Origin of the sequence: Ottowia flava (assembly GCF_008017535.1) — a bacterium.
Classification (GTDB): domain Bacteria; phylum Pseudomonadota; class Gammaproteobacteria; order Burkholderiales; family Burkholderiaceae_C; genus Ottowia; species Ottowia flava.
Window position 1 is genome coordinate 332,623 of the sequence record NZ_VRUA01000003.1, and the last position, 23,638, is coordinate 356,260.

The 23,638-nt window shown below is 66.3% G+C and carries 23 protein-coding genes and 1 pseudogene; 15 read left to right on the forward strand and 9 right to left on the reverse strand.

Going from position 1 to position 23,638, the window contains the following annotated elements; all coding sequences use genetic code 11:
- Positions 1 to 119: 119 nt before the first annotated feature.
- Positions 120 to 956, forward strand: a complete 837-nt coding sequence (locus FVQ98_RS05765) for an urease accessory protein UreD (protein ID WP_147912467.1) — start codon at positions 120 to 122, stop codon at positions 954 to 956.
- Between the two features lie 237 nt (positions 957 to 1,193).
- Here the strand turns inward: FVQ98_RS05765 and hemP are convergent, their stop codons facing one another.
- From hemP to FVQ98_RS05795, 6 genes are all read right to left on the reverse strand, one after another.
- Complete coding sequence (hemP, locus tag FVQ98_RS05770; protein WP_255507653.1) at positions 1,194 to 1,358, reverse strand: hemin uptake protein HemP; 165 nt, start codon at positions 1,356 to 1,358, stop codon at positions 1,194 to 1,196.
- 57 nt (positions 1,359 to 1,415) lie between these two features.
- Positions 1,416 to 1,832 carry an ExbD/TolR family protein gene (locus FVQ98_RS05775; RefSeq protein ID WP_147912469.1) on the reverse strand — a complete coding sequence of 139 codons (417 nt, stop codon included), beginning with the start codon at positions 1,830 to 1,832 and terminating at the stop codon, positions 1,416 to 1,418.
- Positions 1,833 to 1,846: 14 nt separating this feature from the next.
- Entirely contained in the window at positions 1,847 to 2,563 is a 717-nt protein-coding gene (locus FVQ98_RS05780) for a MotA/TolQ/ExbB proton channel family protein (RefSeq protein ID WP_147912470.1), read from the reverse strand.
- Between the two features lie 42 nt (positions 2,564 to 2,605).
- The gene (locus FVQ98_RS05785; RefSeq protein WP_147912471.1) at positions 2,606 to 3,343 is read right to left on the reverse strand and encodes an energy transducer TonB; all 738 of its coding nucleotides are present in this window, start codon (positions 3,341 to 3,343) and stop codon (positions 2,606 to 2,608) included.
- A gap of 170 nt (positions 3,344 to 3,513) precedes the next feature.
- Positions 3,514 to 3,738: a (2Fe-2S)-binding protein gene (locus FVQ98_RS05790; RefSeq protein ID WP_147912472.1), complete on the reverse strand. Its 225-nt coding sequence runs from the start codon at positions 3,736 to 3,738 to the stop codon at positions 3,514 to 3,516.
- Between the two features lie 290 nt (positions 3,739 to 4,028).
- A complete protein-coding gene (locus FVQ98_RS05795) occupies positions 4,029 to 4,952 on the reverse strand; it encodes a LysR substrate-binding domain-containing protein (RefSeq protein ID WP_147912473.1) in 924 nt (307 codons plus the stop codon).
- Positions 4,953 to 5,135: 183 nt separating this feature from the next.
- Here FVQ98_RS05795 and FVQ98_RS05800 point away from each other — a divergent pair, with 183 nt between their 5' ends.
- The 7 genes and pseudogenes from FVQ98_RS05800 to FVQ98_RS05825 all read left to right on the forward strand — a co-directional run bounded on the left by FVQ98_RS05800 (position 5,136) and on the right by FVQ98_RS05825 (position 11,841).
- Entirely contained in the window at positions 5,136 to 6,551 is a 1,416-nt protein-coding gene (locus tag FVQ98_RS05800) for an MFS transporter (RefSeq protein WP_147912474.1), read from the forward strand.
- Between the two features lie 58 nt (positions 6,552 to 6,609).
- Positions 6,610 to 7,638, forward strand: coding sequence for an amidohydrolase family protein (locus tag FVQ98_RS05805; protein WP_147912475.1), 1,029 nt, complete (start codon positions 6,610 to 6,612; stop codon positions 7,636 to 7,638).
- Between the two features lie 138 nt (positions 7,639 to 7,776).
- On the forward strand, positions 7,777 to 8,463 hold the full coding sequence (gene ligK / locus FVQ98_RS05810) for a 4-carboxy-4-hydroxy-2-oxoadipate aldolase/oxaloacetate decarboxylase (protein WP_147912476.1): 687 nt from the start codon (positions 7,777 to 7,779) through the stop codon (positions 8,461 to 8,463).
- 10 nt (positions 8,464 to 8,473) lie between these two features.
- Positions 8,474 to 9,406, forward strand: coding sequence for an amidohydrolase family protein (locus FVQ98_RS05815; protein ID WP_147912477.1), 933 nt, complete (start codon positions 8,474 to 8,476; stop codon positions 9,404 to 9,406).
- 60 nt (positions 9,407 to 9,466) lie between these two features.
- Positions 9,467 to 9,835, forward strand: a pseudogene (ligA, locus tag FVQ98_RS20015) (protocatechuate 4,5-dioxygenase subunit alpha); the annotation flags it as partial.
- Between the two features lie 99 nt (positions 9,836 to 9,934).
- Entirely contained in the window at positions 9,935 to 10,834 is a 900-nt protein-coding gene (locus FVQ98_RS05820) for a class III extradiol dioxygenase subunit beta (protein ID WP_255507654.1), read from the forward strand.
- 47 nt (positions 10,835 to 10,881) lie between these two features.
- A complete protein-coding gene (locus FVQ98_RS05825) occupies positions 10,882 to 11,841 on the forward strand; it encodes a Gfo/Idh/MocA family oxidoreductase (RefSeq protein WP_147912479.1) in 960 nt (319 codons plus the stop codon).
- 153 nt (positions 11,842 to 11,994) lie between these two features.
- Here FVQ98_RS05825 and FVQ98_RS05830 read toward each other — a convergent pair whose 3' ends face one another.
- Entirely contained in the window at positions 11,995 to 12,933 is a 939-nt protein-coding gene (locus FVQ98_RS05830) for an NAD-dependent epimerase/dehydratase family protein (RefSeq protein ID WP_147912541.1), read from the reverse strand.
- A 96-nt stretch (positions 12,934 to 13,029) separates the two neighbouring features.
- On the opposite strand from FVQ98_RS05830, the gene FVQ98_RS05835 reads away from it, so the two are divergent.
- Entirely contained in the window at positions 13,030 to 13,383 is a 354-nt protein-coding gene (locus FVQ98_RS05835) for a hemagglutinin (protein ID WP_147912480.1), read from the forward strand.
- A 145-nt stretch (positions 13,384 to 13,528) separates the two neighbouring features.
- Positions 13,529 to 14,548: an aldo/keto reductase gene (locus FVQ98_RS05840; protein ID WP_147912481.1), complete on the forward strand. Its 1,020-nt coding sequence runs from the start codon at positions 13,529 to 13,531 to the stop codon at positions 14,546 to 14,548.
- 26 nt (positions 14,549 to 14,574) lie between these two features.
- Here FVQ98_RS05840 and FVQ98_RS05845 read toward each other — a convergent pair whose 3' ends face one another.
- On the reverse strand, positions 14,575 to 17,019 hold the full coding sequence (locus FVQ98_RS05845) for an AI-2E family transporter (RefSeq protein WP_147912482.1): 2,445 nt from the start codon (positions 17,017 to 17,019) through the stop codon (positions 14,575 to 14,577).
- A gap of 185 nt (positions 17,020 to 17,204) precedes the next feature.
- On the opposite strand from FVQ98_RS05845, the gene FVQ98_RS05850 reads away from it, so the two are divergent.
- Positions 17,205 to 17,948, forward strand: coding sequence for a tyrosine-protein phosphatase (locus FVQ98_RS05850; protein ID WP_147912483.1), 744 nt, complete (start codon positions 17,205 to 17,207; stop codon positions 17,946 to 17,948).
- Positions 17,949 to 18,025: 77 nt separating this feature from the next.
- Here FVQ98_RS05850 and FVQ98_RS05855 read toward each other — a convergent pair whose 3' ends face one another.
- Positions 18,026 to 19,537 carry a Ppx/GppA phosphatase family protein gene (locus FVQ98_RS05855; protein ID WP_147912484.1) on the reverse strand — a complete coding sequence of 504 codons (1,512 nt, stop codon included), beginning with the start codon at positions 19,535 to 19,537 and terminating at the stop codon, positions 18,026 to 18,028.
- A 193-nt stretch (positions 19,538 to 19,730) separates the two neighbouring features.
- On the opposite strand from FVQ98_RS05855, the gene pstS reads away from it, so the two are divergent.
- From pstS to pstB, 4 genes are all read left to right on the forward strand, one after another.
- On the forward strand, positions 19,731 to 20,759 hold the full coding sequence (pstS, locus tag FVQ98_RS05860; RefSeq protein WP_147912485.1) for a phosphate ABC transporter substrate-binding protein PstS: 1,029 nt from the start codon (positions 19,731 to 19,733) through the stop codon (positions 20,757 to 20,759).
- 109 nt (positions 20,760 to 20,868) lie between these two features.
- Positions 20,869 to 21,870, forward strand: a complete 1,002-nt coding sequence (pstC, locus tag FVQ98_RS05865; RefSeq protein WP_255507640.1) for a phosphate ABC transporter permease subunit PstC — start codon at positions 20,869 to 20,871, stop codon at positions 21,868 to 21,870.
- 42 nt (positions 21,871 to 21,912) lie between these two features.
- Positions 21,913 to 22,770 carry a phosphate ABC transporter permease PstA gene (pstA, locus tag FVQ98_RS05870; protein WP_147912487.1) on the forward strand — a complete coding sequence of 286 codons (858 nt, stop codon included), beginning with the start codon at positions 21,913 to 21,915 and terminating at the stop codon, positions 22,768 to 22,770.
- The gene (gene pstB, locus FVQ98_RS05875) at positions 22,770 to 23,633 is read left to right on the forward strand and encodes a phosphate ABC transporter ATP-binding protein PstB (RefSeq protein WP_370512923.1); all 864 of its coding nucleotides are present in this window, start codon (positions 22,770 to 22,772) and stop codon (positions 23,631 to 23,633) included. Before pstA ends, pstB begins: the two co-directional genes overlap by 1 nt.
- Positions 23,634 to 23,638: the final 5 nt, after the last annotated feature.

Here is a 23,638-nt window from a genome sequence, read left to right on the forward strand (position 1 = left end):
CGCGCGGATCGCTTCCAAAACCATAGCTGCCCGCGCTGGCCTGTCCAGCGCGGGCAGTGTTTTTTTGTGCGAAACGGTGCGGGTGTCGCGGACGGCGGCCTGCCACCGATAATCGCCGCATGACCTGGCACGCCGACCTGCACATCGACTACCGCGCCGAGCACGGCCGCTGCGTCGCGCGGCACCGGCACAGCGGCCCGCTGCGCGTCCTGCAAAGCCTGTACCCCGAGGGCGATGCGGTGTGCCACAACGTGCTGGTGCACCCGCCCGGTGGCATCGTGGGCGGCGACGTGCTGGACATACGGGTGAGCGTGGGCGAGGGCGCGCATGGCCTCGTGACCACGCCGGGCGCGACGCGGTTTTACCGCAGCGAAGGCGAGGCTGGCGTGCAGCGCGCGGCGCTGCAGGTGGCCGGCGGAGGCAGGCTTGAATGGCTGCCGCAGGAGGCGATTTGCTACAGCGGTTGCCAGGCCGAGAACCACCTGACTCTGGACGTGGCGCCGGGCGGCGAGCTGATGGGGTGGGACATCACGGCGCTGGGCCTGCCTCTCGCCGACCAGCCGTTTGCCGCGGGCAGCCTGCTGCAGCACATCGAGGTGCCGGGGGGGTGGCTGGAGCGCGGCAAGATTGCCGCCAGCGATCAGCGGCTGCTGGAGAGTCCGCTGGGCCTGGGCGGGCACCGCTGTCTGGCGAGCGTGTTCTTCGTGGCCGGCGCGCCGCTGGACCGTACGCGGCGTGAACAGGCGCTCGACGCGGCCCGCGCTGCCCTGGGTGAGCCGACGGCACAGGCAGCCTGGGACGGCGGGGTGACCAGCCCCGAGCCGCGGGTGCTGGTGGCGCGCGTGGCGGCGCCGGTGGTGGAGCCCGCGGTGGCCGCGCTGCGGCGCGTGCGGGGGGCGTGGCGTGAGGTGCTGTGGGGGTTGCCGGACGTAGTGCCGCGCATCTGGGCGACTTGAGGGGCGTTGAACAGCCTGCGGACAAGCGGCGAGGGCGCTATATTAAGCGTAGCTGCCTGCGCAGGGGGCTGTAGGGCTAGCGCCAGATTTCTTTACAAAGCGCCGGGCGATGGCGCCATTCGAGGAAAAGAGAGTTGGCTGGGCAAACCTGGCTGGCTCTGTCAATGGCGCCTACGGGGCGCCTCCCACGATGAAAGGGTGCGGCGGTCGGGCGGCTGGCGCGGCCCGATGCGGCGTTTATTTGGTCAGGATCAGCTTGCCGAGCTTGGTGGCCTGCAGGCGGTAGACCGAGCCGTTGTGGCTGATCTCGATCGCCTTGCGGCCCTGCAGCAGCTGGTCGCTGGGCATGGGCGCGGCGGCGGGCGCCGCTTCGGGCTGCGCACGCGCGGCAGGGCGGGGCATGCGCAAGGTGGTGGTCGACACGGGTGCGGACGAGAGGCTCATGAGGGGTCTCCGGGGTCAGGGCGCCGTTTTGGGCTCGGTCACGAAGCCGATCTTCTTCAGGCCGGCCTGCTGTGCGGCGGCCATGGCTTGCGCCACGCGCTCGTAGCGCACGTCGCGGTCGCCGCGGATGTGCAGGTCGGGCTGCGGCTGCTTGGCGGCTTCGGCCTGCAGGCGCGGGGCCAGCTGGTCGTCGGCGATCTTTTCGTCGCCCAGCGCGTAGCTGCCGTCGGCCTGCACCGTCAGGTTGACGGTTTCGGGCTTGATCAGCTCCTTCTCGTTGCTGGCGCGCGGCAGCTCGACGTTGACCGCGTGCTTCATCACCGGCACGGTGATGATGAAGATGATGAGCAGCACGAGCATCACGTCGATGAACGGGACCATGTTGATCTCGCTCATCACCTCGTCGTGCTCGTCGGCGATGAATCCGGCCATGGTGTGTGCTCCGATCAGGCTTTCTTCATCGGCACCACGCGGGCGTCCGCCTGGCTGGCGGTCACGCGGGCACCGGTGACGTAGTAGGCGTGCAGGTCGTGCGCGAAGCGGCCCAGCTTGGCCAGGATGTGCTTGTTGCCGCGCACCAGCGCGTTGTAGCCGAGCACCGCGGGGATGGCCACCGCCAGGCCCAGCGCGGTCATGATCAGCGCCTCGCCGATCGGGCCGGCCACCTGGTCGATGCTGGCCTGGCCGGCCTGGCCGATGCTCATCAGCGCGTGGTAGATGCCCCAGACGGTGCCGAACAGCCCGACGAAAGGCGCGGTGGAGCCGACCGAGGCCAGGATCGCCAGGCCCGCCTGCAGGCGGCCGGTGGCGTTGTCGATGCTGTTGCGCAGGGCGCGCGAGATCCAGTCGCTGGCGTCCAGGCTGTCGTGCAGCTGCGCCTTGGTGGCGCGGTGGTGGGCGGCGGCTTCGCGGCCTTCCACCGCCAGTTCGCGGAACGGGTTGCGGTCGGCGTCGCCCAGCTTGTTCAGCCCTTCGGCCATGTCGGCCGAGTGCCAGAAGCTCTCGACGCGGGCGGCCTGACGCTTGGCGCGCATCACGTCCAGCGCCTTGATCAGGATCACCACCCACGAGGCCAGCGACATCAGCACCAAGGCCGCAAACACGCTGCGCGTCACCCAGTCGCCCTGGGCCCAGACGTGCGTCAATCCAAATTGCGAATTCATCTCACTCACTCCAAAACGTCAAACTCTTGAATGCGGCGCCGCTCAGTCGGTCAGCTCGAAATTGATCGGCACGTTGAACCACATCGCCTCGGGCACGCCATTGCGCGTGCCGGGCCGGTAGCGCCAGCGGTCGCGGGCGGTTTCCAGGGCGACCTGATCGAGCCGGTCGAAACCGCTGGAGCGCTGAATGCGCGCTTCCTGCGCGCGGCCGTCCGGGCCGATCAGCACACGCACGATCACGCGGCCGGTTTCGCCCAGCCGCTTGCTCATCGCCGGGTAGGGCGGGCGCGGGTTGTTCAGGTGGGCGGCGTTGGTCGACGGCTGCACCACCACTTCAGGCGCCGGCGCCGGTGGCGCGGGCGGGGCCGGCGGTGGGGGAGACGGCGGCGCCGGCACGGGTGCGGGGGCCGGTGGCGCGGCTTCCATGGCCGGGGCGGTGGGCGCGGCCTCCTGCACCGTTAGCGGCTTGGGGGCGGGCGCCGGGCGCGGCGCGGGTTTGGGCCGCGGGGCCGGAGCGGGCGCGACGCGCGGCTTGACCGGCTCAGGCGGTGGCGGCTGGACCACCGGTGCAGGCGCGGGCGGCGCGGCAGGCGGCGGTGGCGGCGCGATGAACTCGGCCAGGATTTCGGCAGGCACCACCACTTCCACGGCGCGCTGCAGCAGGCCGTTGTTCAGCGCCCACAGGCCGATGCCGTGCATCAGCACGACACTGCCCACGATGGCGGCGTTGCGGCTGATGTGCGGCACGGTTGGGGAAGGGGCGGGCACGGAGGCGGACATTGTGGGCGAAAACAGGCAACCGGGGCCCGCCGGGCGGCAGGCTGTGACAGGTGTCAGGAAAAAGGCAGAAAAAGAGGGCGCGACTCAGCGCCGAAGCACCCACCAGGTGGCGCCCGTCACCAGGGCAAGCGCCACGCAGGCGGCCCACCAGGCGCTGGCGCCCATGGGGCTCAGACTCCCGCCACTACGCCGGGCGCAGCCGGTGTTTGCAGGTGCAGCGCGGCCACGGGGTGGCTGGCGCTGCATTGTTCGACCAGTTCACGCGCGCAGCCTTCGCAGCGGCCGCAGCAAGTCGCCACACCCAGCTCAAGCTGGATGTCGTCAAAGCTCATTCCGGCGTGCGCCTGGCGCGTGATTTCGCGGTCGGAGACTCGGTTGCAGACACAGACAATCATGGTCGAACAGCAGCCCTGAGGCAGGGTGAATCGCAATGTCGCTATATTAAATGCGAGTCATTCTCATTGTCAACAACAATGATGGCGATAGGGCGAAACATGGGGCGGTACGGGCCTGGGTGCCGCGCTCATCGTCTGGTTGATGCTGCCGGGGGGTCTGCCGCCGGTTGGCTGCCTGCCCATCCATCAGGAGAGGCAGCCGGGGTGCTTTCCCTTGACTGAAAACATAGGAAAATGCCGTGCCAGCGCAAGCCAGAATTGCGCGGGCAGCTAGCATTTCGATAGTATTTTCAGGCTCTGTGCAGGTGCGCACGGGCTTGCGCGTGCACCAGGGCCAGCAGCGCCTGTTGCGTGCGCGTGGCGGGACGGCGGGCGCTGACGGCGGTGAACAGCGGAATTTCCAGCGCCAGCGCGCGTGGCGTGCGGATGCGGCGCAGCGTGAAGGCGTCCGGGCGTGGCGCACTCTCCACGGCGTGACGAGAGAGCACCGCGCAGCCGGCGCCGCCCGCGACCAGGTCGAGGATCGCCGGGACGCCGTCCACCTCCATCGCCACGTCCGGCTGCAGGCCGACGGCGGCCAGCGTGGTTTCCACGTGCATGCGGATCGCATTGGGCCGGCTGGGGATGACCAGCGGCAGGCGACTCAGCTCGCCCAGCGTGGCGTAGTCCGTGTCGGGGTCGGCAGGCGCCGCCGGGCCTGTGGCGCGCTCGACCAGCAGCAGTTCCTCACTGCACAGAGGGGTGATTTCCACTTCGGCCAGCGGTGTGGCGTTGTAGAGCACCGCCACATCCAGTCGACCGGCGACCAGGCTTTCGACCATGCCGGTGGACAGGGCCTCGCTGATCGCCAGCCGCGCCTGCGGCAGCTCGGCGCGGAACGCCTGCATCAGCGGAACCGCCAGCACGCGCGCCACGCTCGGCGGCAGGCCGAGCGCCACGCGACCCGACAGGCCGCCGCGCAGGCGCGCCAACTCGTCGTGGGCGTGGGCGACCTGGTGCAGGATGCCGCGCCCGTGCTCCAGCAGCAGTTGGCCAGCCTCCGTCGGCTGGGCGCCGCGGCCGTGGCGCTTGAGCAGGTTCTGGCGCAGCTCCACCTCCAGCAGCCGGATCTGCCGGCTCAGCGCCGGCTGCGCCACGCCCAGCGCGGCGGCGGCCCGGGTGAAGCTGCCGAGTTCCGCCACGCGGACAAAGTACTCGATCTGGCGCAAATCCATGTTTTGAATAGCTGTATTTGAGCTATACCTGAATGATATAGCTGCTAGTCCGGCCGATGGCTGGCACATCACGCCGGCGTCCGGACAATCGGGTCAGGTTCTACAAGCCGAGACGAGAAGAAGAAAGGGCGCGGCATGCGCCCGGAGCGAGAAGGGAATCCCGCGGTGCAAGTCGGCGCTGCCATGAGCCTCGCAATTCGGAGACAGACCTTGAGCGCACCCGCCCACCCGGCCACCGACGTCGTCGACGTCCAGCAATTTCTCAACGAGCACCGGTTTTCGCCCTACCAGTGGGGCATCTTCGTGCTGAGCTTTCTGATCGTGCTGATGGACGGGTTTGACACCGCGGCCATCGGCTTCATCGCGCCTTCGCTGATCAGCGAATGGGGCATCGACAAGCCCGCGCTGGCGCCGGTGCTCAGCGCCGCGCTGTTTGGCCTGGCCTTTGGTGCCTTGGGCGCCGGCCCGCTGGCCGACCGCTTCGGCCGCAAATGGCTGCTGATCGGCGCGGTCACGCTGATGGGCGTGGCGTCGCTGGTGTCGGCCACCGCCACCAACCTGACCGAGCTGGAGATTTACCGCTTCATCACCGGTCTGGGCCTGGGCGCGGCCATGCCCAATGCTGTCACGCTGATGAACGAGTACTGCCCGGACAGCAAGCGCTCGTTCATCACCAACAGCATGTTCTGCGGCTTCCCGATCGGCTCGGCCTTCGGCGGCTTCTTTGCGGCCTGGTTGATCCCGCACTACGGCTGGCGCAGCCTGTTGATCCTGGGCGGCATCGTGCCCTTGCTGCTGGTGGTGGTGATGCTGTTCGTCATGCCCGAATCGGTGCGCTTCATGGTCGTGCGCGGCGCGCCGGTGGAGCGCATCCGCAAGGTGCTGACACGCATCTCGGCCGACGCGGCGCGGGCCAGGGCTTTTGTCATGGGCGAGGTCAAGGGCGCGTTGGCGCCCTCCGAGCAAGGCAAGACCGGGCTCGGCCTGATTCTGTCGCGCCGCTACGTCGTGGGCACGGTGATGCTGTGGCTGGCCTACTTCATGGGCCTGGTCATCGTCTACGGCCTGGTCAACTGGATGCCGGTGCTCTTCAAGGAAGCCGGTATCGAGGCATCGCAGGCATCGATCATTGCGGCGCTGTTCCAGTTGGGCGGCATCGGTGCCATCTTCTTCGGCTACCTGATGGACCGCTTCAACGCCAACCGCATCATCGCCGCCGGCTATTTCCTCACCTGCCTGGCGGTGGGTCTGATCGGCCAGGTGGTCGGCTCGCCGCCGCTGGTGTTGGCCGCTGCGGTGTTCTTCGCCGGGCTGTTGATGAACGCCGCGCAGTCGTCCATGCAGGCGCTGGCGGCCGCCTACTACCCGACGGCCGGGCGCGCCACCGGCGTGGCGTGGACGCTGGGCATCGGCCGCTTTGGCGGCATCGCCGGGTCTTTTCTGGTGGCCGAGCTGGCGCGCCGCCACCTGCCGCTGCCCGAGGTCTTTATCCTCGTGGGTGTACCGGGGCTGATCGCGGCGGCCGCGCTGCTGATCAAGGACCGCTGCGCCCCCGACCCCGGCCAACCCGTTTTGGCGGCGCCTTCGGGCACCCATTGATCTGGCACAAGCGCGCCGTGGGCGCGCTCTGCCAATTTCTTATCTTGCAGGAGACCCCATGATCATCGATTGCCACGGCCACTACACCACCGCGCCCAAGGCGCTGGAGAACTGGCGCAACCAGCAGATCGCCGGCATCAAGGACCCGGCCGCCATGCCCAAGGTAGCCGACCTGAAGATCAGCGACGACGAGCTGCGCGAATCGATCGAGACCAACCAGCTCAAGCTGATGAAGGAACGCGGGTCCGACCTGACCATCTTCAGCCCGCGCGCCAGCTTCATGGCGCACCACATCGGCGACTTCAATGTGTCCAGCACCTGGGCCGCGATCTGCAACGAGCTGTGCTACCGCGTCAGCCAGCTGTTCCCTGACCACTTCATCGGCGCGGCCATGCTGCCGCAGTCGCCCGGCGTGGACCCGGCCACCTGCATCCCCGAGCTGGAAAAGTGTGTCAAGGACTACGGTTTCGTCGGCATCAACCTGAACCCCGATCCGTCCGGCGGCCACTGGACCAGCCCGCCGCTCACGGACCGCATCTGGTACCCCATCTACGAGAAGATGGTCGAGTACGACATCCCCGCCATGGTGCACGTCAGCACCAGCTGCAACGCCTGCTTTCACACCACCGGCGCGCACTACCTGAACGCCGACACCACGGCTTTCATGCAATGCCTGCAGGGCGACTTGTTCAAGGATTTCCCGACGTTGAAGTTCGTCATCCCGCACGGCGGTGGCGCGGTGCCCTACCACTGGGGGCGCTTCCGCGGCCTGGCGCAGGAGATGAAGAAGCCGCTGCTGCAAGACCACCTGCTGCACAACATCTTCTTTGACACCTGCGTCTACCACCAGCCGGGCATCGACCTGCTGACCAAGGTGATCCCGGTCGACAACATCCTGTTTGCCAGCGAGATGATCGGCGCCGTGCGTGGCATCGACCCGGAGACGGGCCACTACTACGACGACACCAAGCGCTACGTGCAGGCCACCGCCAACCTGAGCGACGAAGAGCGCTACAAGGTCTACGAAGGCAACGCACGCCGCGTCTACCCGCGCCTGGACGCGGCGCTGAAGGCCAAGGGCCAGTGAGCGCAGGGCGCAGGGCGCAGGGCGCAGGGCGCAGGGTGTGGAGGCAGGGCTTGCCGTTTTCCGAATGAAATCGGCCTCTAGCCTTACAGCCACCTGCGCGACCAGCTCCTGTTTTTGAAGCATATTGGAGACTTGAACATGTACGAACTGGGTGTCGTTTACCGCAACATCGAGCGCACCGACGCGAAGACCGCCGACGCGCTGGCCGAACTTGGCAGCGCCACCGTGCACGAAGCGATGGGCCGCGTCGGCCTGCTCAAACCCTACATGCGGCCCATCCAAGCCGGCCAGAAGGTCAGCGGCACCGCCGTCACGGTGCTGCTGCAGCCGGGGGACAACTGGATGATGCACGTCGTGGCCGAGCAGATCCGCCCCGGCGACATTGTCGTGGCTGGCGTCACCGCCGACTGCACCGACGGCTACTTTGGCGACCTGCTGGCCACCAGCTTCAAGGCGCGCGGCGCGCGCGCGCTGATCATCGACGCCGGCGTGCGCGACGTGCGCATGCTGGCCGACGAGATCCACTTCCCGGTCTGGAGCAAGGCCATCAGCGCCAAGGGCACGATCAAGGCGACGCTGGGCTCGGTCAACATCCCGGTGGTCTGCGCCGGGCAGATCGTGCACCCGGGCGACGTCATCGTGGCCGATGACGACGGCGTGGTCTGCGTGCCGCGCGCGCTGGCCGCCAAGACGCTCGAAGCCGCTGCCGCGCGCGAAGCCAACGAAGGCGCCAAGCGCGCCGAATTCGCGTCCGGCACGCTGGGGCTGGACTACTACAAGATGCGCGAAGGCCTGGCCAAGGCCGGCCTGAAGTACATCGACTGAAGGAGCCGACATGAGCCAACCCACCACGGGTGACTTCACCAAGACCGCCGGCTGGCTGGACTGGTACGAAGGCCCGAGCAGGCCCACCTTCCAGCTGCCCGCTGGCGCCGTCGACGCGCATTGCCACGTGTTCGGCCCCGGTGCCGAATTCCCCTACGCGCCTGAGCGCAAGTACACGCCCTGCGACGCCAGCAAGGCGCAGCTGTTCGCCCTGCGCGACCACCTGGGCTTTGCCCGCAACGTCGTGGTGCAGGCCACCTGCCATGGCGCCGACAACCGCGCCATGGTCGATGCGTGCGTTTCCAGCAACGGCCGCGCGCGGGGTGTGGCGACCGTCAAGCGCACCATCACCGACAGCGAACTGCAAGCCCTGCACGACGCCGGCGTGCGCGGCGTGCGCTTCAACTTCGTCAAGCGCCTGGTCGACTTCACGCCGCGCGACGAGCTGATGGAAATCGCCGGTCGCATCGCCAAGCTCGGCTGGCACGTCGTCATCTACTTTGAAGCGGTGGACCTGCCCGAGCTGTGGGACTTCTTCACCGCCTTGCCGACGACCATCGTGGTCGACCACATGGGCCGCCCCGATGTGACGCAGCCGGTGGACGGCCCGGAGTTCGAGCTGTTCGTCAAGTTCATGCGCGAACACCCCAACGTCTGGAGCAAGGTCAGCTGCCCCGAGCGCCTGTCCGTCACCGGGCCGAAGGCACTGAACGGCGAACAGAACGCCTACCGCGACGTCATCCCGTTTGCCCGCCGCATCGTCGAAACCTTCCCCGACCGCGTGCTGTGGGGCACCGACTGGCCGCACCCCAACCTGAAGGACCACATGCCGGACGATGGCCTGCTGGTGGACTTCATTCCGCACATCGCGCCTACCGCCGAGCTGCAACGCAAGCTGCTGGTGGACAACCCCATGCGTCTGTACTGGCCCGAAGAGGCTTGACGGCGCGACCGGTCGGCGCCCTGGCGTCGGCCTTCATCGAGGCAACACAGAGGAGAAACCATGGCACTGGAAAAACCCTACCTGGACGTTCCGGGCACCACCATTTTCGACGCCGACCAGAGCCGCAAGGGCTACTGGCTCAACCAGTTCTGCATGAGCCTGATGAAGGCCGAGAACCGCGAGCGCTTCAAGGCCGACGAAGACGCCTACCTGGCCGAGTGGCCGATGACCGACGAGCAGAAAGCGGCTGTGCGGGCGCGCGACCTGAACTGGGCCATGCGCACCGGGGGCAACATCTACTTCCTGGCCAAGCTGGGCGCGACCGACGGGCTGTCGTTCCAGCAGATGGCGGGTAGCATGACCGGCATGTCCGAGCAGCAGTACCGCGACATGATGATCGCCGGTGGCCGCAGCCCGGAAGGCAACCGCGTGGTGGGCGAGGGCGGTGACGCCCAAGGCCCGGCCAGCCAGACGGCAGCGTGGAAGGCCTGGCAGGAGGAAACTGCGCAAAAGCAACTGGCAGCCAAGGTGGAGTCTGCGCAGGCAGCTCCTAAAACCGCAGCGCAAGGGCACGCACGCATCACCGCGTCGGTGTATTCGTCGCACGTGCCGGCGATTGGCGCGGCGATCGATATGGGCAAGACGGAGGAGCCCTACTGGGTGCCGCTGTTCAAGGGCTTCGAACCCTCCAAACAGTGGATGAAGGACAACCGCCCCGACGTCGTTTTCCTGGTGTACAACGACCACGCCACCAGCTTCGACCTGGGCGTGATTCCGACGTTCGCCATCGGCACGGCGGCCGAGTTCGAGCCCGCGGACGAAGGCTACGGCCCGCGCCCGGTGCCCAAGGTGAAGGGCCACCCGGAGTTGGCCAGCCACATCGCGCAGTCGGTGATCCAGCAGGACTTTGATCTGACCATCGTCAACGACCTGAAGGTCGACCACGGCCTGACGGTGCCGATGAACCTGATGTTCGGCAGCCCGGACGCCTGGCCGGTTCAGGTCATCCCCTTTCACGTCAACGTGGTGCAGTACCCGGTGCCATCGGGCCAGCGCTGCTTTGCGCTGGGTCAGGCGATCCGCCGCGCGATCGAGAGCTACGACCAGCCGCTGAACGTGCAGATCTGGGGCACGGGCGGCATGAGCCACCAGCTGCAAGGCCCGCGCGCCGGCCTGATCAACAAGGACTGGGACAACCGCTTCCTGGACCGCCTGATCGCCGAGCCGGCCGAGCTGGCCAAGGTGTCGCACATCGAGTATGTGCGCGAAGCGGGCAGCGAGGGCATCGAGCTGGTGATGTGGCTGATCGCCCGCGGCGCCATGGCCGACGTGGCCGGTGGCAAGCCGCCCAAGCTGGTGCACCGCTTCTTCCACGTGCCTGCGTCGAACACCGCCGTGGGCCACCTTATCCTTGAAAACACGCTGTAGGGCAGACTGAATCTGCGCAGGCAGCTATTCAAACAGGAGTACATCACATGAGCAAACCGATCAAGGTCGCGCTGGCGGGCGCCGGCGCCTTCGGCATCAAGCACCTGGACGGCATCCAGAACATCGACGGCGTGGAAGTCGTGTCGGTGGTCGGTCGAGAATTGGACAAGACGCGGGAAGTCGCCACCAAGTACGGCATACCGCACGTCACGACCGACTTGGCCGAGAGTCTGGCGCTGCCCGAAGTCGACGCGGTCATCCTGTGCACGCCCACGCAGATGCACGCCGAGCAAAGCCTTCAGGCGCTGAAGGCCGGCAAGCACGTGCAGGTAGAGATCCCCCTGGCCGATTCGCTGAAGGATGCGCAAGCCGTGGTCGACCTGGCCAAGCAGACCGGCCTGGTCGCCATGTGCGGCCACACGCGCCGCTTCAACCCCAGCCACCAGTGGGTGCACCAGAAAATCGCCGCGGGCGAGTTCAACATCCAGCAGATGGATGTGCAGACCTACTTCTTCCGCCGCACCAACATGAACGCGCTGGGCCAGGCGCGCAGCTGGACCGACCACCTGCTGTGGCACCACGCCGCGCACACGGTTGACCTGTTCGCCTACCAGGCGGGCAGCCCCATCGTGCAGGCCAACGCCATCCAGGGCCCGATCCACAAGGACCTGGGCATTGCGATGGACATGAGCATTCAGCTGAAGGCGGCCAGCGGCGCCATCTGCACGCTCAGCCTGTCGTTCAACAACGATGGGCCGCTCGGCACCTTCTTCCGCTACATCGGCGACACCGGCACCTACCTGGCGCGCTACGACGACCTGTTCACCGGCAAGGACGAGCAGATCGACGTGAGCAAGGTGGATGTGTCGATGAACGGCATCGAGCTGCAAGACCGCGAGTTCTTCGCCGCCATCCGCGAAGGCCGCGAGCCCAACGCCAGCGTGGCGCAGGTGCTGCCTTGCTACCAGGTGCTGGACAAGCTGGAGAAGCAGCTGAACGCGGCCTGAGCGGCAGCCTGAGGCTGCCAAGCCAGCCGAGTGGGGCCGCAACGCTGTCGCGACCCTGCTGCGCTGGCTTTCGCGTGATATTTGAAAGAATCGGCCTTTAGCCGAGAAGGGGTCTGCGCGACCAGCTATTTAAACGGTAGCGCATCAGCGCGTTCAGCTTGGCGGCTCATGCCGCGCATGAGCGATGTGATCAAGACCCTGCGCGTATGTCGTCACCGCGAAGGATGGAAAGCGTCGCTTGAATTGGGTGGAATCGAACAGGTTGTCCTGCCGGTAGCGTGGCAGCAGCTCGCGGATCTCTCGTGCGGGGCCGGACAGCAGACCGGCCGCCGCGAAGACCCATTGCGGCACGACGGTGTACGCATCGCCGCAGCCCAACGCCTTGGCGGCGAGGGCAACGAAGCTGGCGTATGTGGGGCGGTCGTCGTCGCAGGGCAGGTGCCAGGTCTGACCGTAGGCATCGGCCGTGTTGCCCAGCATCGCCAGTGCGCGGCTGGCGTCGGGCGTCCAGATCAGCGTTCGGCGCGTGTTGGCGCGCGCCGGCACCCACGCGCGCTTGCCGGCCTTCATGCGGTCGATGACGAGCGCGTTGGTGAAGCTTTGCGTCTTGCCGGGGCCGTAGAACTCCGGCGCACGCCCGATCAACACCGGGATCTCACCGCGCGCCATTTCTTCCAGCACCATCGTGGCCGTCGCGGTGCGCACGCGGCCCTTGGCGCCGACCGGGGCGAAGGGCGTGTTTTCCGTCTGCAGGCGCGCGTCCTGCGGGTACATGTAGGTGTTGTCGAAGTAGGCAAAGCGCGCGCCCACCGCGCGCGCCGCGGCCAGGGCGTTGCGCAGCATCACGGGAAACTGCGTTTCCCACAGCTGCGTGTTGGGCGGCAGCCCGGCGGTGAAATACACGGTGTCGCTGCCTTGCACGGCGGCCAGGGTCTGCCCGGCGTCCATCAGGTTGGCAGCGAAGGCGGCGTCACTGGCGTTGACCTTGCGCGGCGTGCGGCTGATCAGGCGCAGGTCTTGCGTGTGGTGGCGGTGCAGCGCGCGCGCCAGCTCGATGGCGATCTGGCCGTTGGCGCCGAGGATGGTTTGCATGACGATGCCTTGCTGCAGGGTGTATGGCAGCATAAGCTTGAACACTGCCGGACGGCGTTGCCCGACCTGCTGCTGGCCGCCCCAGTGAACCTCTGCATGAACGAATCCGACCTTCGCCAACAGTACGAGGCCGCCGTCGCCGCCTTGGCGCGCGACGCGGCCCGGCAGTTGGCTGCGGGCGTGCCGAAAGAAGACGTGGCGCGCTGGGCAGTCGCCGCGCGGGACACGTTGAAGCTGCGCTACCGCGAAGCCACGCCGCCGCACGTGCTGGTGCGCATCGTCGCCAACACGCGGGCGCGTTACGGCAACGACGTCGGCCCGAGCGCAGACGACCTGCGCAGCGAGGGCAAGACCTGGCGGCAGATCATCGAGTCGGCCACGCGCGCAGGCGTCCACGGGGCCGAGTTCTTCTTCGGCGCGTCGCCTGATGAAAGGCTGCCAGAGCGCTGAGCTCGGAAGGGCATGGGTGCAGCTGTTCCGCAACTGCGCCAAGATGTGACGCATGTGACGTGCGCGGTACATGTCGTCCAGCGCGCGTGTCGGGCTTTCGACTCGCCAAGCGTCGGGTCCGAAGGCTTTGCCGTAAGCTCAAAGCATGCAACTACGACACATCGGCCCCTTCGCGGTCAGCCCCATTTCGCTGGGCTGCATGAACCTTAGCCACGCCTACGGCACCACGCCCAGCGCTGAAGATGCCGAGCGCCTGCTGCTTGCGGCGCTGGACGCAGGCGTCACCCACTTCGACACGGCCGCGCTGTACGGGTTTGGCGCCAACGAAACGCTGGTCGGGCGCGTGCTGAGCCCGCACCGCCAACGCTTCATGCTCGCCAGCAAGTGCGGGCTGACACGCGAAGCGGGCGATGGCACGGTGGCGGCGGGCCGCGTGATCGACGGCACTCCCAAGAACATCCGCGCGACTTGCGAAGGCTCGCTGCGGCGCTTGAAGACCGAGGTGATCGATCTCTATTACCTGCACCGCTGGGATAAGAAGGTGCCCATCGAAGAGAGCGTGGGCGCGCTGGCCGATTTGGTGCGCGCGGGCAAGATTCGCACCATTGGGCTGTCGGAAGTGTCGGCTGACACCCTGCGCCGCGCGCACGCCGAACACCCGATCACCGCACTGCAAACCGAGTATTCGCTGTGGACGCGCAACCCCGAGCTGGCGGTGCTGCAGGCCTGCCGCGAACTGGGCGTGAGCTTTGTCGCCTTCAGCCCCTTGGGGCGCGGCTACCTGGCCGGTGCGCTGCCGGATTGGGCGGCAGTCGAGGCGCTGCCGGAAAAGGACATCCGCCGCCCCATACCGCGCTTTTCGGCCGAGCATTTCGCGCGCAATCTGCCGCTGCTGCAGCGCTACACCGCGCTGGCGGCGGAAGCGGGCTGCACCCCTGCGCAATTGGCCCTGGCCTGGGTGCTGCAGCAGGGGCAGGACGTCGTGGCGATCCCGGGCACACGTTCGGTGGCGCACCTGCAGGACGACCTGGGTGCGGCGGCGCTGCGCCTGTCCGACGAAGTGCTGCGCCGCGCCGGCGAACTGGTGAATACCGCCACCGTCAGTGGCCACCGCTATGCGGAGCAGGCGCGGCGTGAGGTGGATACCGAGGACGTCGAAGCGTGAGTGGCGGCTCCTGCCGAGCTTGACGGTTATGCGGGCGCCGGTTCGGCAGGGCCGGTGCGCGTCGGCGCCGACGGGTGCCCGGGGGTGGCCTGCTGCGACCAGTCTTCTCGCGCCATCTGGGCGGTGGCGACAACGTCGGCGGCCAGATTCTCCAGCAGCATGATGTCGCGGTGATTCAGATTGCGCGCCTCGGTGTCCATGACGCACAGGGCGCCCAGGGCGCGTCCTGCGTCGTCGAGCAAGGGCGCGGCGGCAAAGAAGCGGATGCCGCGCTCATTTAGGCCCGGGTGCGTGGCGTAACGCGCGTCACGCAGCACATCCGGCACGATCAGCGGCTGGCCCGAGGCTACCACGTGCGCTGCCATCGAAAGCGCACGTTCGGCAGCGTGCTCGGGTGGCTCATCGTCATCGCCACCGACGGTGGTGGCGCTGCCGTGCAGCAATTCGGCGTCGCGCTCGACCAAGAGCACCTCGGCCATCGGGCAGTCAAACGCATCGGCCACGCGCTTGGCGACCTTGTCGAATTGTCCGCGCAGCGCCGGCGCGAGCAGCCCGCTGGCTTGGAGCGAGGCGAGGCGCTCGTTTTCCTCTTCAGGCAAGTGAGCCGCGGCAAAGGGCTGGGCGTCGGTCGTCGACAGGCGGCTGCGTGCCTGCGCCACCAACTCATCAAGCGAAGTCACCAGCACATCGGCGCCGATCTCTTCGATCGGGTAGGCAGTCGGACCGTCCGGGTTCGTGTGCCACGCAGCCAGGATGACGGAGACGTCCGGCCAGCGGCGCTTGAGACGGCGCACAAAGAACTTGGCCAGCGTGGTGGGATCGGGCGAGAAGTAGCTCAGGCACACGACCTCGACGCCACTCAGGTCCAACTCGGAAAAGTATTCGGTCGACATGGTGCCCACGCGCACCACCTTGGCGCCCACACCCGACAACGCCAACACATGCGCCGTCATGTCAGCGGCCAGCACGTCTACCGCCCAGCGGCCGCCGAAGCAGGCCACGCGCGTCGGTAAATCGGGTGGCGGGGGATACTGCTCGCGCAACTCCTCGATCACGCTTTCCATGCCCGACAGCACGCGCATGCGGTGTTCGGCCGTGGCTACGGTGCCGTGGGCGCTGGAGGCCAGACGCAAAGTGCCCAGGCGGACCCCGTAGTAGAACGCCAGCGGCGAGCTTTCGTCCGCCAGTTCGATGGCGAGGTCGGAGGCTTCTTCGATGTCTCCCGCCAGCAGACGCTGGTGCAGGCGGGTCGGTTCGTCCAGCGCCCGTTCGCTGCCGAGCAGAACCTCCAGAAACTGAAGCTGTGGCAGGTGGTGGCCCAGCACCAGCAGCACGACGGTGATCGGAGTGGACAGGATCAAGCCGATCGGTCCCCACAGCGCCGTCCAGAACATCGCGGCCATGATCAGTGACAGCGTGGACATGCCGGTGCTGGTGCCGTACAACCAGGGCTCGACGATGTTGTTGCTGATGACCTCCAGCGTGATGATCAGCGCCAGCGTCCACAGCACCACGCTCCAACCCGGGTCGACTGCGAAGGCCAGTGCCAGCGGAAAGATCGATGCGATCATTGGCCCCACATAGGGGACAAAGCGCAGCACCGCCGCCAGCAGTCCCCAGACCAGTGCACCCGGAATGCCGATGAACAGCAGGCCGATCGCCAGCGGGATGCCGTACGTGGCGTTGACCATCAGCTGCATCGACAGGTATTTGCTGACGCGCCGGGCGGCGTCGCCCAGCGCATCGGTGGTTCGGTGCAGATCGGCGCCCAGCAGGCGCACCGCACGGTCGCGCAGGTCGCCCTTGTCCAGCAGGATCAGCACCACGAACACGAACACAATGCCCGCCATGGTCAGTGGCGTGGCGACCTTGTCGAGCAGTGCGAGCATGCGCTTGCTGGTCGACTCGGACTGGCCGACGATCTCGACTTGGGTCGGCGCCGTCGCGCGAGCGGCCGGCTTGGGTGCCGGGGTTTCGATCTCCCGCTCGAAGCGGTCGGCGATACGCGAGTAGCGGTCCAGCATGCCTGGCTGGCGCAGAGCCTTGCCGATGGTGCGGACCTTCTGGTTGATGTTGTTCTCGTAGGCTGGCAGGTTGTTGGCCAGCTGTCGCATCTGGCCGTAGATGAACCAGCCTGCGCCTGCCAGCAGTGCGACCGCCGCGGTCACCACGAGCGCCACCGCCACGGTACGCGGAAGGCCCCTTCGCTTGAGCCACGACACCATGGGATCCAACACGAAGCCGAGCAGCGCCGCCAGCGCCAGCGGCATCAGCATGTCGCGTCCGAAATACAGCGCGGCGACCACCACGGCGGCGCTGACCAACCCGTACATCAGCGGTGGCCGCACGGGCGCAGCGCCCGAAGCCGATTCCGCCGTGAGCACGCCCGGGTCTTTAGCGTCGGTGCGGGGGGCGGCCAGCGTGGCCAGAGAACGGATTGGTTCGGGCACGTGAGATGAAGTGGGCGACATGGAATGCGGTGGCGCGATGCCGCCGTGAAGCGGCTGGCGCCCTGGACGCGCATCGGCCAATTGTGCGAAGCAGCGACGTCACCCGCTGTAGGACGAGCGCGCAACGCCAGGGGGCGCCACACGCTTGTCACCTGATGGCCGACAATTCATGGTTTTGCCGAGTACCGAAGTCTGGAGATCTGCCCATGCCCCGCCACCCCGACCGCGCCCTGCCATTGACCGGCGCCAGCAATTTTCGCGACCTCGGCGGCTATCTGGGCGCCGACGGCCGCAGCGTGCGCTGGCGCAAGCTGTTCCGATCCGATCACCTGGGCGCGCTGACCGCCGACGACGCCAGAACGCTGGGCGGCCTGGGCGTCGGCCGCGCTTTCGATTTCCGCGGCACCACCGAGCGTGCGGCCGTGCCGTACGACCTGAACGGCGTATCGCAGTATTCGCTGCCTATCGAACCGACGGTGGTGCAGCGCATGAAGGAACTGGTCGAGGCAGGCCAGGTGGTGAGCCCGCAGCAGACGGTCGAGCTGATGCAGCAGACCTACCGCGCCTTCGTGCACGACAACGCCGCGCGGTTCGCCACCCTCTTTGAGCACCTGCTGGAAAGCGACGCGCCGCTGGTCTTCCATTGCACCGCAGGCAAAGACCGTACCGGCTTTGCCGCGGCGCTCATCCTCATGGCGCTGGGCGTGCCGCGCGATGTGGTGATGCAGGACTACCTGCTGACCAACGAGCATTACCGCATGCCCGAATTGGATGAAAGTCGCGCACCCCGCGAGGTGCTGTACGTGCTATGGCGCGTGCAGGAAGACTTCCTTGACGCTGCGCTGGATGCGGTGGAGCAGGACTACGGCGGCATGCCAGCCTATCTCGCGCGCGAACTGCATGTGGGCGACGCCGAGCGCCGACGTCTCGCCGCCTTGTACCTGGATTGATGCTATATAAAAAGAAGCATTCCGCGCAGATGGTTGTAGGACTCCGCGCAGACTCGAATAGAAATTCGCTCTGACGGTCAGTCGTCCAGCCCCAGCACGCGCAGGCCCCAGGGCGTGCGTTGCCAGGCAACGACTTCCTCGCGCAGCAGGTGCGCAGACTGCGGCCACGCCTTGGCCCAGCCAGTCGGCATGGTCAGACAGAAGCCATGGACCGGCTCGGCGTCGGTGGAGGCATGCAGCGCCTCGTAGGCCGGCGCCTGACGCGCGTGGCACAGCAGCACCGCCAACCGCAGCGCCGCCAGCTGCGCCATGAAAAGGCGGTCATCGAACTGCATTTCCAGCTTGCGCAGCTTGCCATGGTGCCCCAACACCAGCTGGCTGAGCTTGTGCAACTCGTGCATGGCGAAGCCTGGCACGTCGGCGTTGTCGAGAATGTAGGCCCCGTGCTTGTGGTAATCGGCGTGGGCGATGCGTGCACCGATCTCGTGCAGCCGCGCGGCCCAGCCCAGTTCACGTTCGAGCGCCTGGCGCTTGGCCGGCTTGAGCGAAGGCAGCAACTGGTGCAGCAGATGCTGCGCGATGCGGCCGACCCGTTCGGCCTGCTGGGCGTCGGCGTTGAACTTGGCGGCCAGCCGTTCGACCGAGCTCGCACGCACGTCTGTTTGATCGTGCTCACGGTCGAGCATGTCGAACAGCGCACCGTGCCGCAGCGCGCCGTGGGCGTGCTGCATGGTTTCGATGTCGAGCAGATCGAAGATCGCGCGCAGCACCGCCAGACCACCGCCAATGATCGGGCGGCGTTCTTCCTTGATGCCTTCAAGCCGGATCGCGTCCGCTCGGCGCGTCTTGATCAGCTTGTCGCGCAGCCAGTCCAGGCCTTCCCGCGTGATCACCCCGGCGGCGGGCGCCTGGCCCGCCAGGAGCAGCGTGTTGGCCACGGCGCCTACGGTGCCGGACGACCCATAAGCAGCGTCCCATTGGGTGCGGCGGTGCGTATCCAGCGCTTCGTCCAACACCGCCTTGGCTGCGATTTCCGCGTTGTCGAAGTGCCTGACGGTCAGCATTCCGTCCGGAAAATGGCGCATCGACCAGGCCACACTGCCGACACGGTAGGACTCCATGTTGGTGGCGGTGTACCCGTGGCCGATGATCATTTCGGTGGAGCGACCGCCGATGTCCACCACCAGCCGGCGCTCGTCCGACTGGGGCAGCAGGTGGACAACGCCCTGGTAGATCAGGCGCGCTTCCTCGCGCCCGGAAATGACGTCGATCGGAAACCCGAGGATCTGCTGCGCCACGCTCAGAAATTCCTCGCGGTTGCGCGCCTCGCGCAAGGTTTGCGTGGCGACGGCGCGCACCTGGTGTGCCTTGAAGCCGGCCAGTCGTTCAGCAAAGCGTGCGAGGCAATTCCATCCGCGCTGCATCGCGTCCTGTGAAAGGCGACGGTCGGCGTCCAAGCCATTGCCCTGGCGCACGGTCTCCTTGTGGTACTCCATTCGCTGGATCTGGCCCAGCTCAAGGCGAGCGATTTCGAGGCGAAAACTGTTGGACCCGAGGTCCACGGTGGCAAGTCGGCTGCCTGTGTGCATGAATCAAAAAAGGAATAAGTGGCCGCTGCGTGCCGTGGGCGCCGATTGTGGCGCACCTCGATGTAACTTTTTGCGTTGCTTTGCTGAGTGGCAGCGGTCTTTGGTCAGAAAAGTCTGTGACGTCACAAGACTGTCACATTGACTTCATACAGTCCTTTCTGTCGAATCCAACCAACCAAAGGTTTTTTCCGCCATGAAACGCACATTCCTGAAAGCGCTGGCCGTGACCGCCCTGGGCGCCGTCGTCAGCACCACCGCCTTTGCCGCCGACATCACGGGCGCAGGCGCCAGCTTTCCGTACCCCATCTATGCCAAGTGGGCCGAGGCGTACAAGGCTGCTACCGGTGTGGGCCTGAACTACCAGTCGATCGGCTCGTCCGGTGGCGTGCGCCAGATTCGAGCCAAGACAGTGGCGTTCGGCGCAAGCGACGCCCCCGTGAAGGGCGAAGACCTGGACAAGGACGGCATGGTGCAGTTTCCCGCCATCATCGGCGGCAGCGTGCCGGTGCTGAACCTGGAAGGCTTCAAGCCGGGCGAGCTGCGCGTGACCGGCCCCGTGCTGGCCGACATGTTCATGGGCACCATCAGCAAGTGGAACGATCCCAAGTTCGCCGCCCTGAACCCGGGCAAGAAACTGCCTGACCAGGCCATCACCGTGGTGCACCGCGCCGACGGCTCGGGCACGACCTTCAACTGGACCGACTACCTGTCGGCCGTCAGCAAGGAATGGGCCGACAAAGTGGGCAAGGGCAACGCCGTGAAGTGGCCTGCCGCGACGTCCGTCGGTGGCAAGGGCAACGAGGGCGTCGCCGCCAACGTCGGCCGTATCAAGGGGTCGATCGGCTATGTCGAGTACGCCTACGCCAAGAAAAACAACCTGACGCACATGCAGGTGCAGAACCAGGCCGGCAAGTTCGTGAACCCGGACGATTCCTCGTTCGCGGCAGCCGCGAGCGGCGTGGACTGGTTCAGCGCCCCCGGTATGGGCGTGTCGATGGTGAACGCCAAGGGTGACAGCTCGTGGCCCATCTCCACTGCTTCGTTCATCCTGATGTACAAGGAGCCGTCGGACAAGGCACAGTCGGCCGAAGTTCTGAAGTTCTTTGACTGGGCGTTCAAGAACGGCAAAACCATGGCTTCCGAACTGGACTACGTCGGTTTGCCGGACAGCCTGACCAACGACATTCGCAGCAAGGTCTGGTCGCAGATCAAGAACAAGTAAATCCCGCTTCGAAGCCGCCGCGCCCGGCACCCTCGTGGTGCGCGGGCGCGCGTTCGAAATCGCAACGCACCGATAATCCAAGCTGACCGAGGAACCCATGAGTGCGGGAATGTCAACGCTCAACAACGCGCATCAGCCCCCTCTAGAAACCACGACGCGACTGTCCGCCAGTCGCGTGGGTGTCGCGCGCCGCCAGCGCGTGCAGGACGCCCTGTTTCACCGAGGTACGCAACTGTTTTCGCTCCTGGTGCTGGTTGCACTGGTGGGCATCATCGTTTCGCTTTTCATCAACGCCTGGCCGATATTCGAGAAGTTCGGCTTGCAGTTCGTCTGGCGTGTCGAGTGGGACGTCGTCAATGAAGAATTCGGCGCCGCCATCGCGATCGTCGGCACGGTGTTGAGTGCCGGTATCGCGCTGCTGATCGCCGTGCCACTGGCTTTCGGCATTGCGCTGTTTCTGACCGAGAACTGCCCGGTCTGGCTGCGCCGCCCGCTGGGAACGGCGATCGAGCTGCTGGCTGCTGTCCCTTCGATCATCTACGGCATGTTCGGCCTGTTCGTGTTTGCGCCGATCTTTGCGGACTACCTGCAGACACCGCTGCAGCATGTGCTGGGCGGGATGCCGATTGTCGGCTCGCTGTTTGGCGGCGCGATCAACGGCATGGGCATTCTGGCGGCCGGCATCGTGCTGGCGTTCATGATCCTGCCGTACATCGCGGCCGTGATGCGCGACGTGTTCGAGATCGTGCCGTCGATCCTGCGCGAGTCGGCCTACGGTCTGGGTTGCACCACCTGGGAGGTGGTGCGCAAGGTGGTGCTGCCGTACACCCAGAAGGGTGTGATCGGTGGCGTCATGCTGGGTCTGGGGCGCGCGCTGGGCGAGACCATGGCGGTCACGTTCGTGATCGGCAATGCCAACCGGATGCCCACCTCGCTGTTTTCCCCGGGCACTTCGATTGCCTCCACGCTCGCTAACGAGTTCGGTGAGGCTGCCGACCTGCACCTGAATGCGCTGTTCGCCCTCGGCTTCCTGCTGTTCGTCATCACCTTCGTGGTGTTGGCGCTGGCAAAGCTGATGATCATCCGCGCCGAGCGCGCCAAGGGGACGTGATCGGGTTCGTCCCGTTCGTTCCGCTACCAAGATTGGCACACCATGCAATCCGATAACGCGCTCTACAAGAAACGCCGCGCCGCTAACGCCGTTGGCCTCACGCTGTCGATGACCGCCATGGTCCTCGGTCTGATCGTGCTGCTCTGGATCCTGTTCGTGCTGCTGAGCAAGGGTCTCGGCGCCGTCGATCTGAATCTGTTCATCAAGGATACGCCCGCACCAGGTTCGGAAGGTGGCGGCCTGCGCAATGCCATCGTGGGCAGTCTGATGATGCTGGGGCTGACGGTATTGGTGTCTACGCCCGTTGGCATCCTGGCCGGCATCTACCTGGCCGAGTACGGCGATGGCAGCAAGGTGGCGGAGTTCACGCGCTTCGTCACAGACATCATGCTGTCGGCGCCTTCGATCGTGCTGGGCCTTTTCGTCTACGCCATCCTGGTGGCGCCGATGGGGCATTTCTCCGGTTTCGCCGGCAGCCTGGCCCTGTCGCTGATCGCCGTTCCGGTGGTGGTGCGCACTACCGAGAACATGTTGCGTCTGGTGCCAGGTAGCCTGCGCGAAGCCGCTGCGGCGCTGGGCGCACCGCGCTGGAAGGTGTCGCTGATGATCACCCTGCGCGCCGCCAAGAGCGGTGTCATCACTGGCTTGCTGCTGGCTGTGGCCCGCGTCAGCGGTGAAACGGCGCCCTTGCTGTTCACGGCGCTCAACAATCAGTTCTTCAGCACCAACATGGATCAGCCGATGGCCAACCTGCCGGTGGTCATCTTCCAGTTCGCCATGAGTCCGTACGACAACTGGATTCGCCTGGCATGGGGTGGTGCATTGCTGATCACACTCACGGTGCTGCTGATCAACGTGGTGGCCCGTGTCTTCTTCCGCGACAAGGCGGCCGGCCACTGATGGCGTTCCACGCCCCTGTTGAAAAACCACAAGAGTCAAACATGGAAATCGCCACCCCCGTCCCCCAAGTGCAGCCGCGCGGCAATGTTGCAGGCATCGAGAGCGAACGCGCGGCGCTGGCCGTTCGCAACCTGGATTTTTTCTACGCCAACGGTTTCCAAGGCCTCAAGAAGATCAACCTCACGATTCCCGAAGGCAAGGCGACTGCCTTCATCGGGCCTTCCGGTTGCGGCAAGTCCACGCTGCTGCGCACGCTCAACCGCATGTACAGCCTCTATCCCGGACAGCGTGCCGTGGGGGAGATCATGTTCGAGGGCCGCAACGTCCTGCATCCGCAGGAAGACGTGAACTTGCTGCGTGCCAGCATCGGCATGGTGTTCCAGAAGCCGACGCCGTTTCCGATGACGATCTACGAGAACATCGCGTTTGGCGTGCGCCTCTACGAGAGCCTCAACCGCGCCGACATGGACGAGCGCGTCGAATGGGCGCTGAGCAAAGCGGCGCTCTGGAATGAGGTCAAGGACAAGCTGGGCCAGAGCGGCCTGTCGCTCTCCGGCGGTCAACAGCAGCGCCTGTGCATCGCACGCAGCGTGGCGGTCAAGCCTTCCATCCTGCTGCTCGATGAACCGACCTCCGCGCTCGACCCCATTTCCACCGGCAAGGTCGAGGAATTGGTGCATGAGCTCAAGCGCGACTACACCATCGCCATCGTGACCCACAACATGCAGCAGGCTGCGCGCGTGTCGGACTACACGGCTTACATGTACCTGGGTGAGCTGATCGAGTTCGGGGCGACCGAGGAACTGTTCTTCAAGCCCAAGCGCAAAGAAACTGAAGACTACATTACCGGCCGATTCGGCTAAGGAGA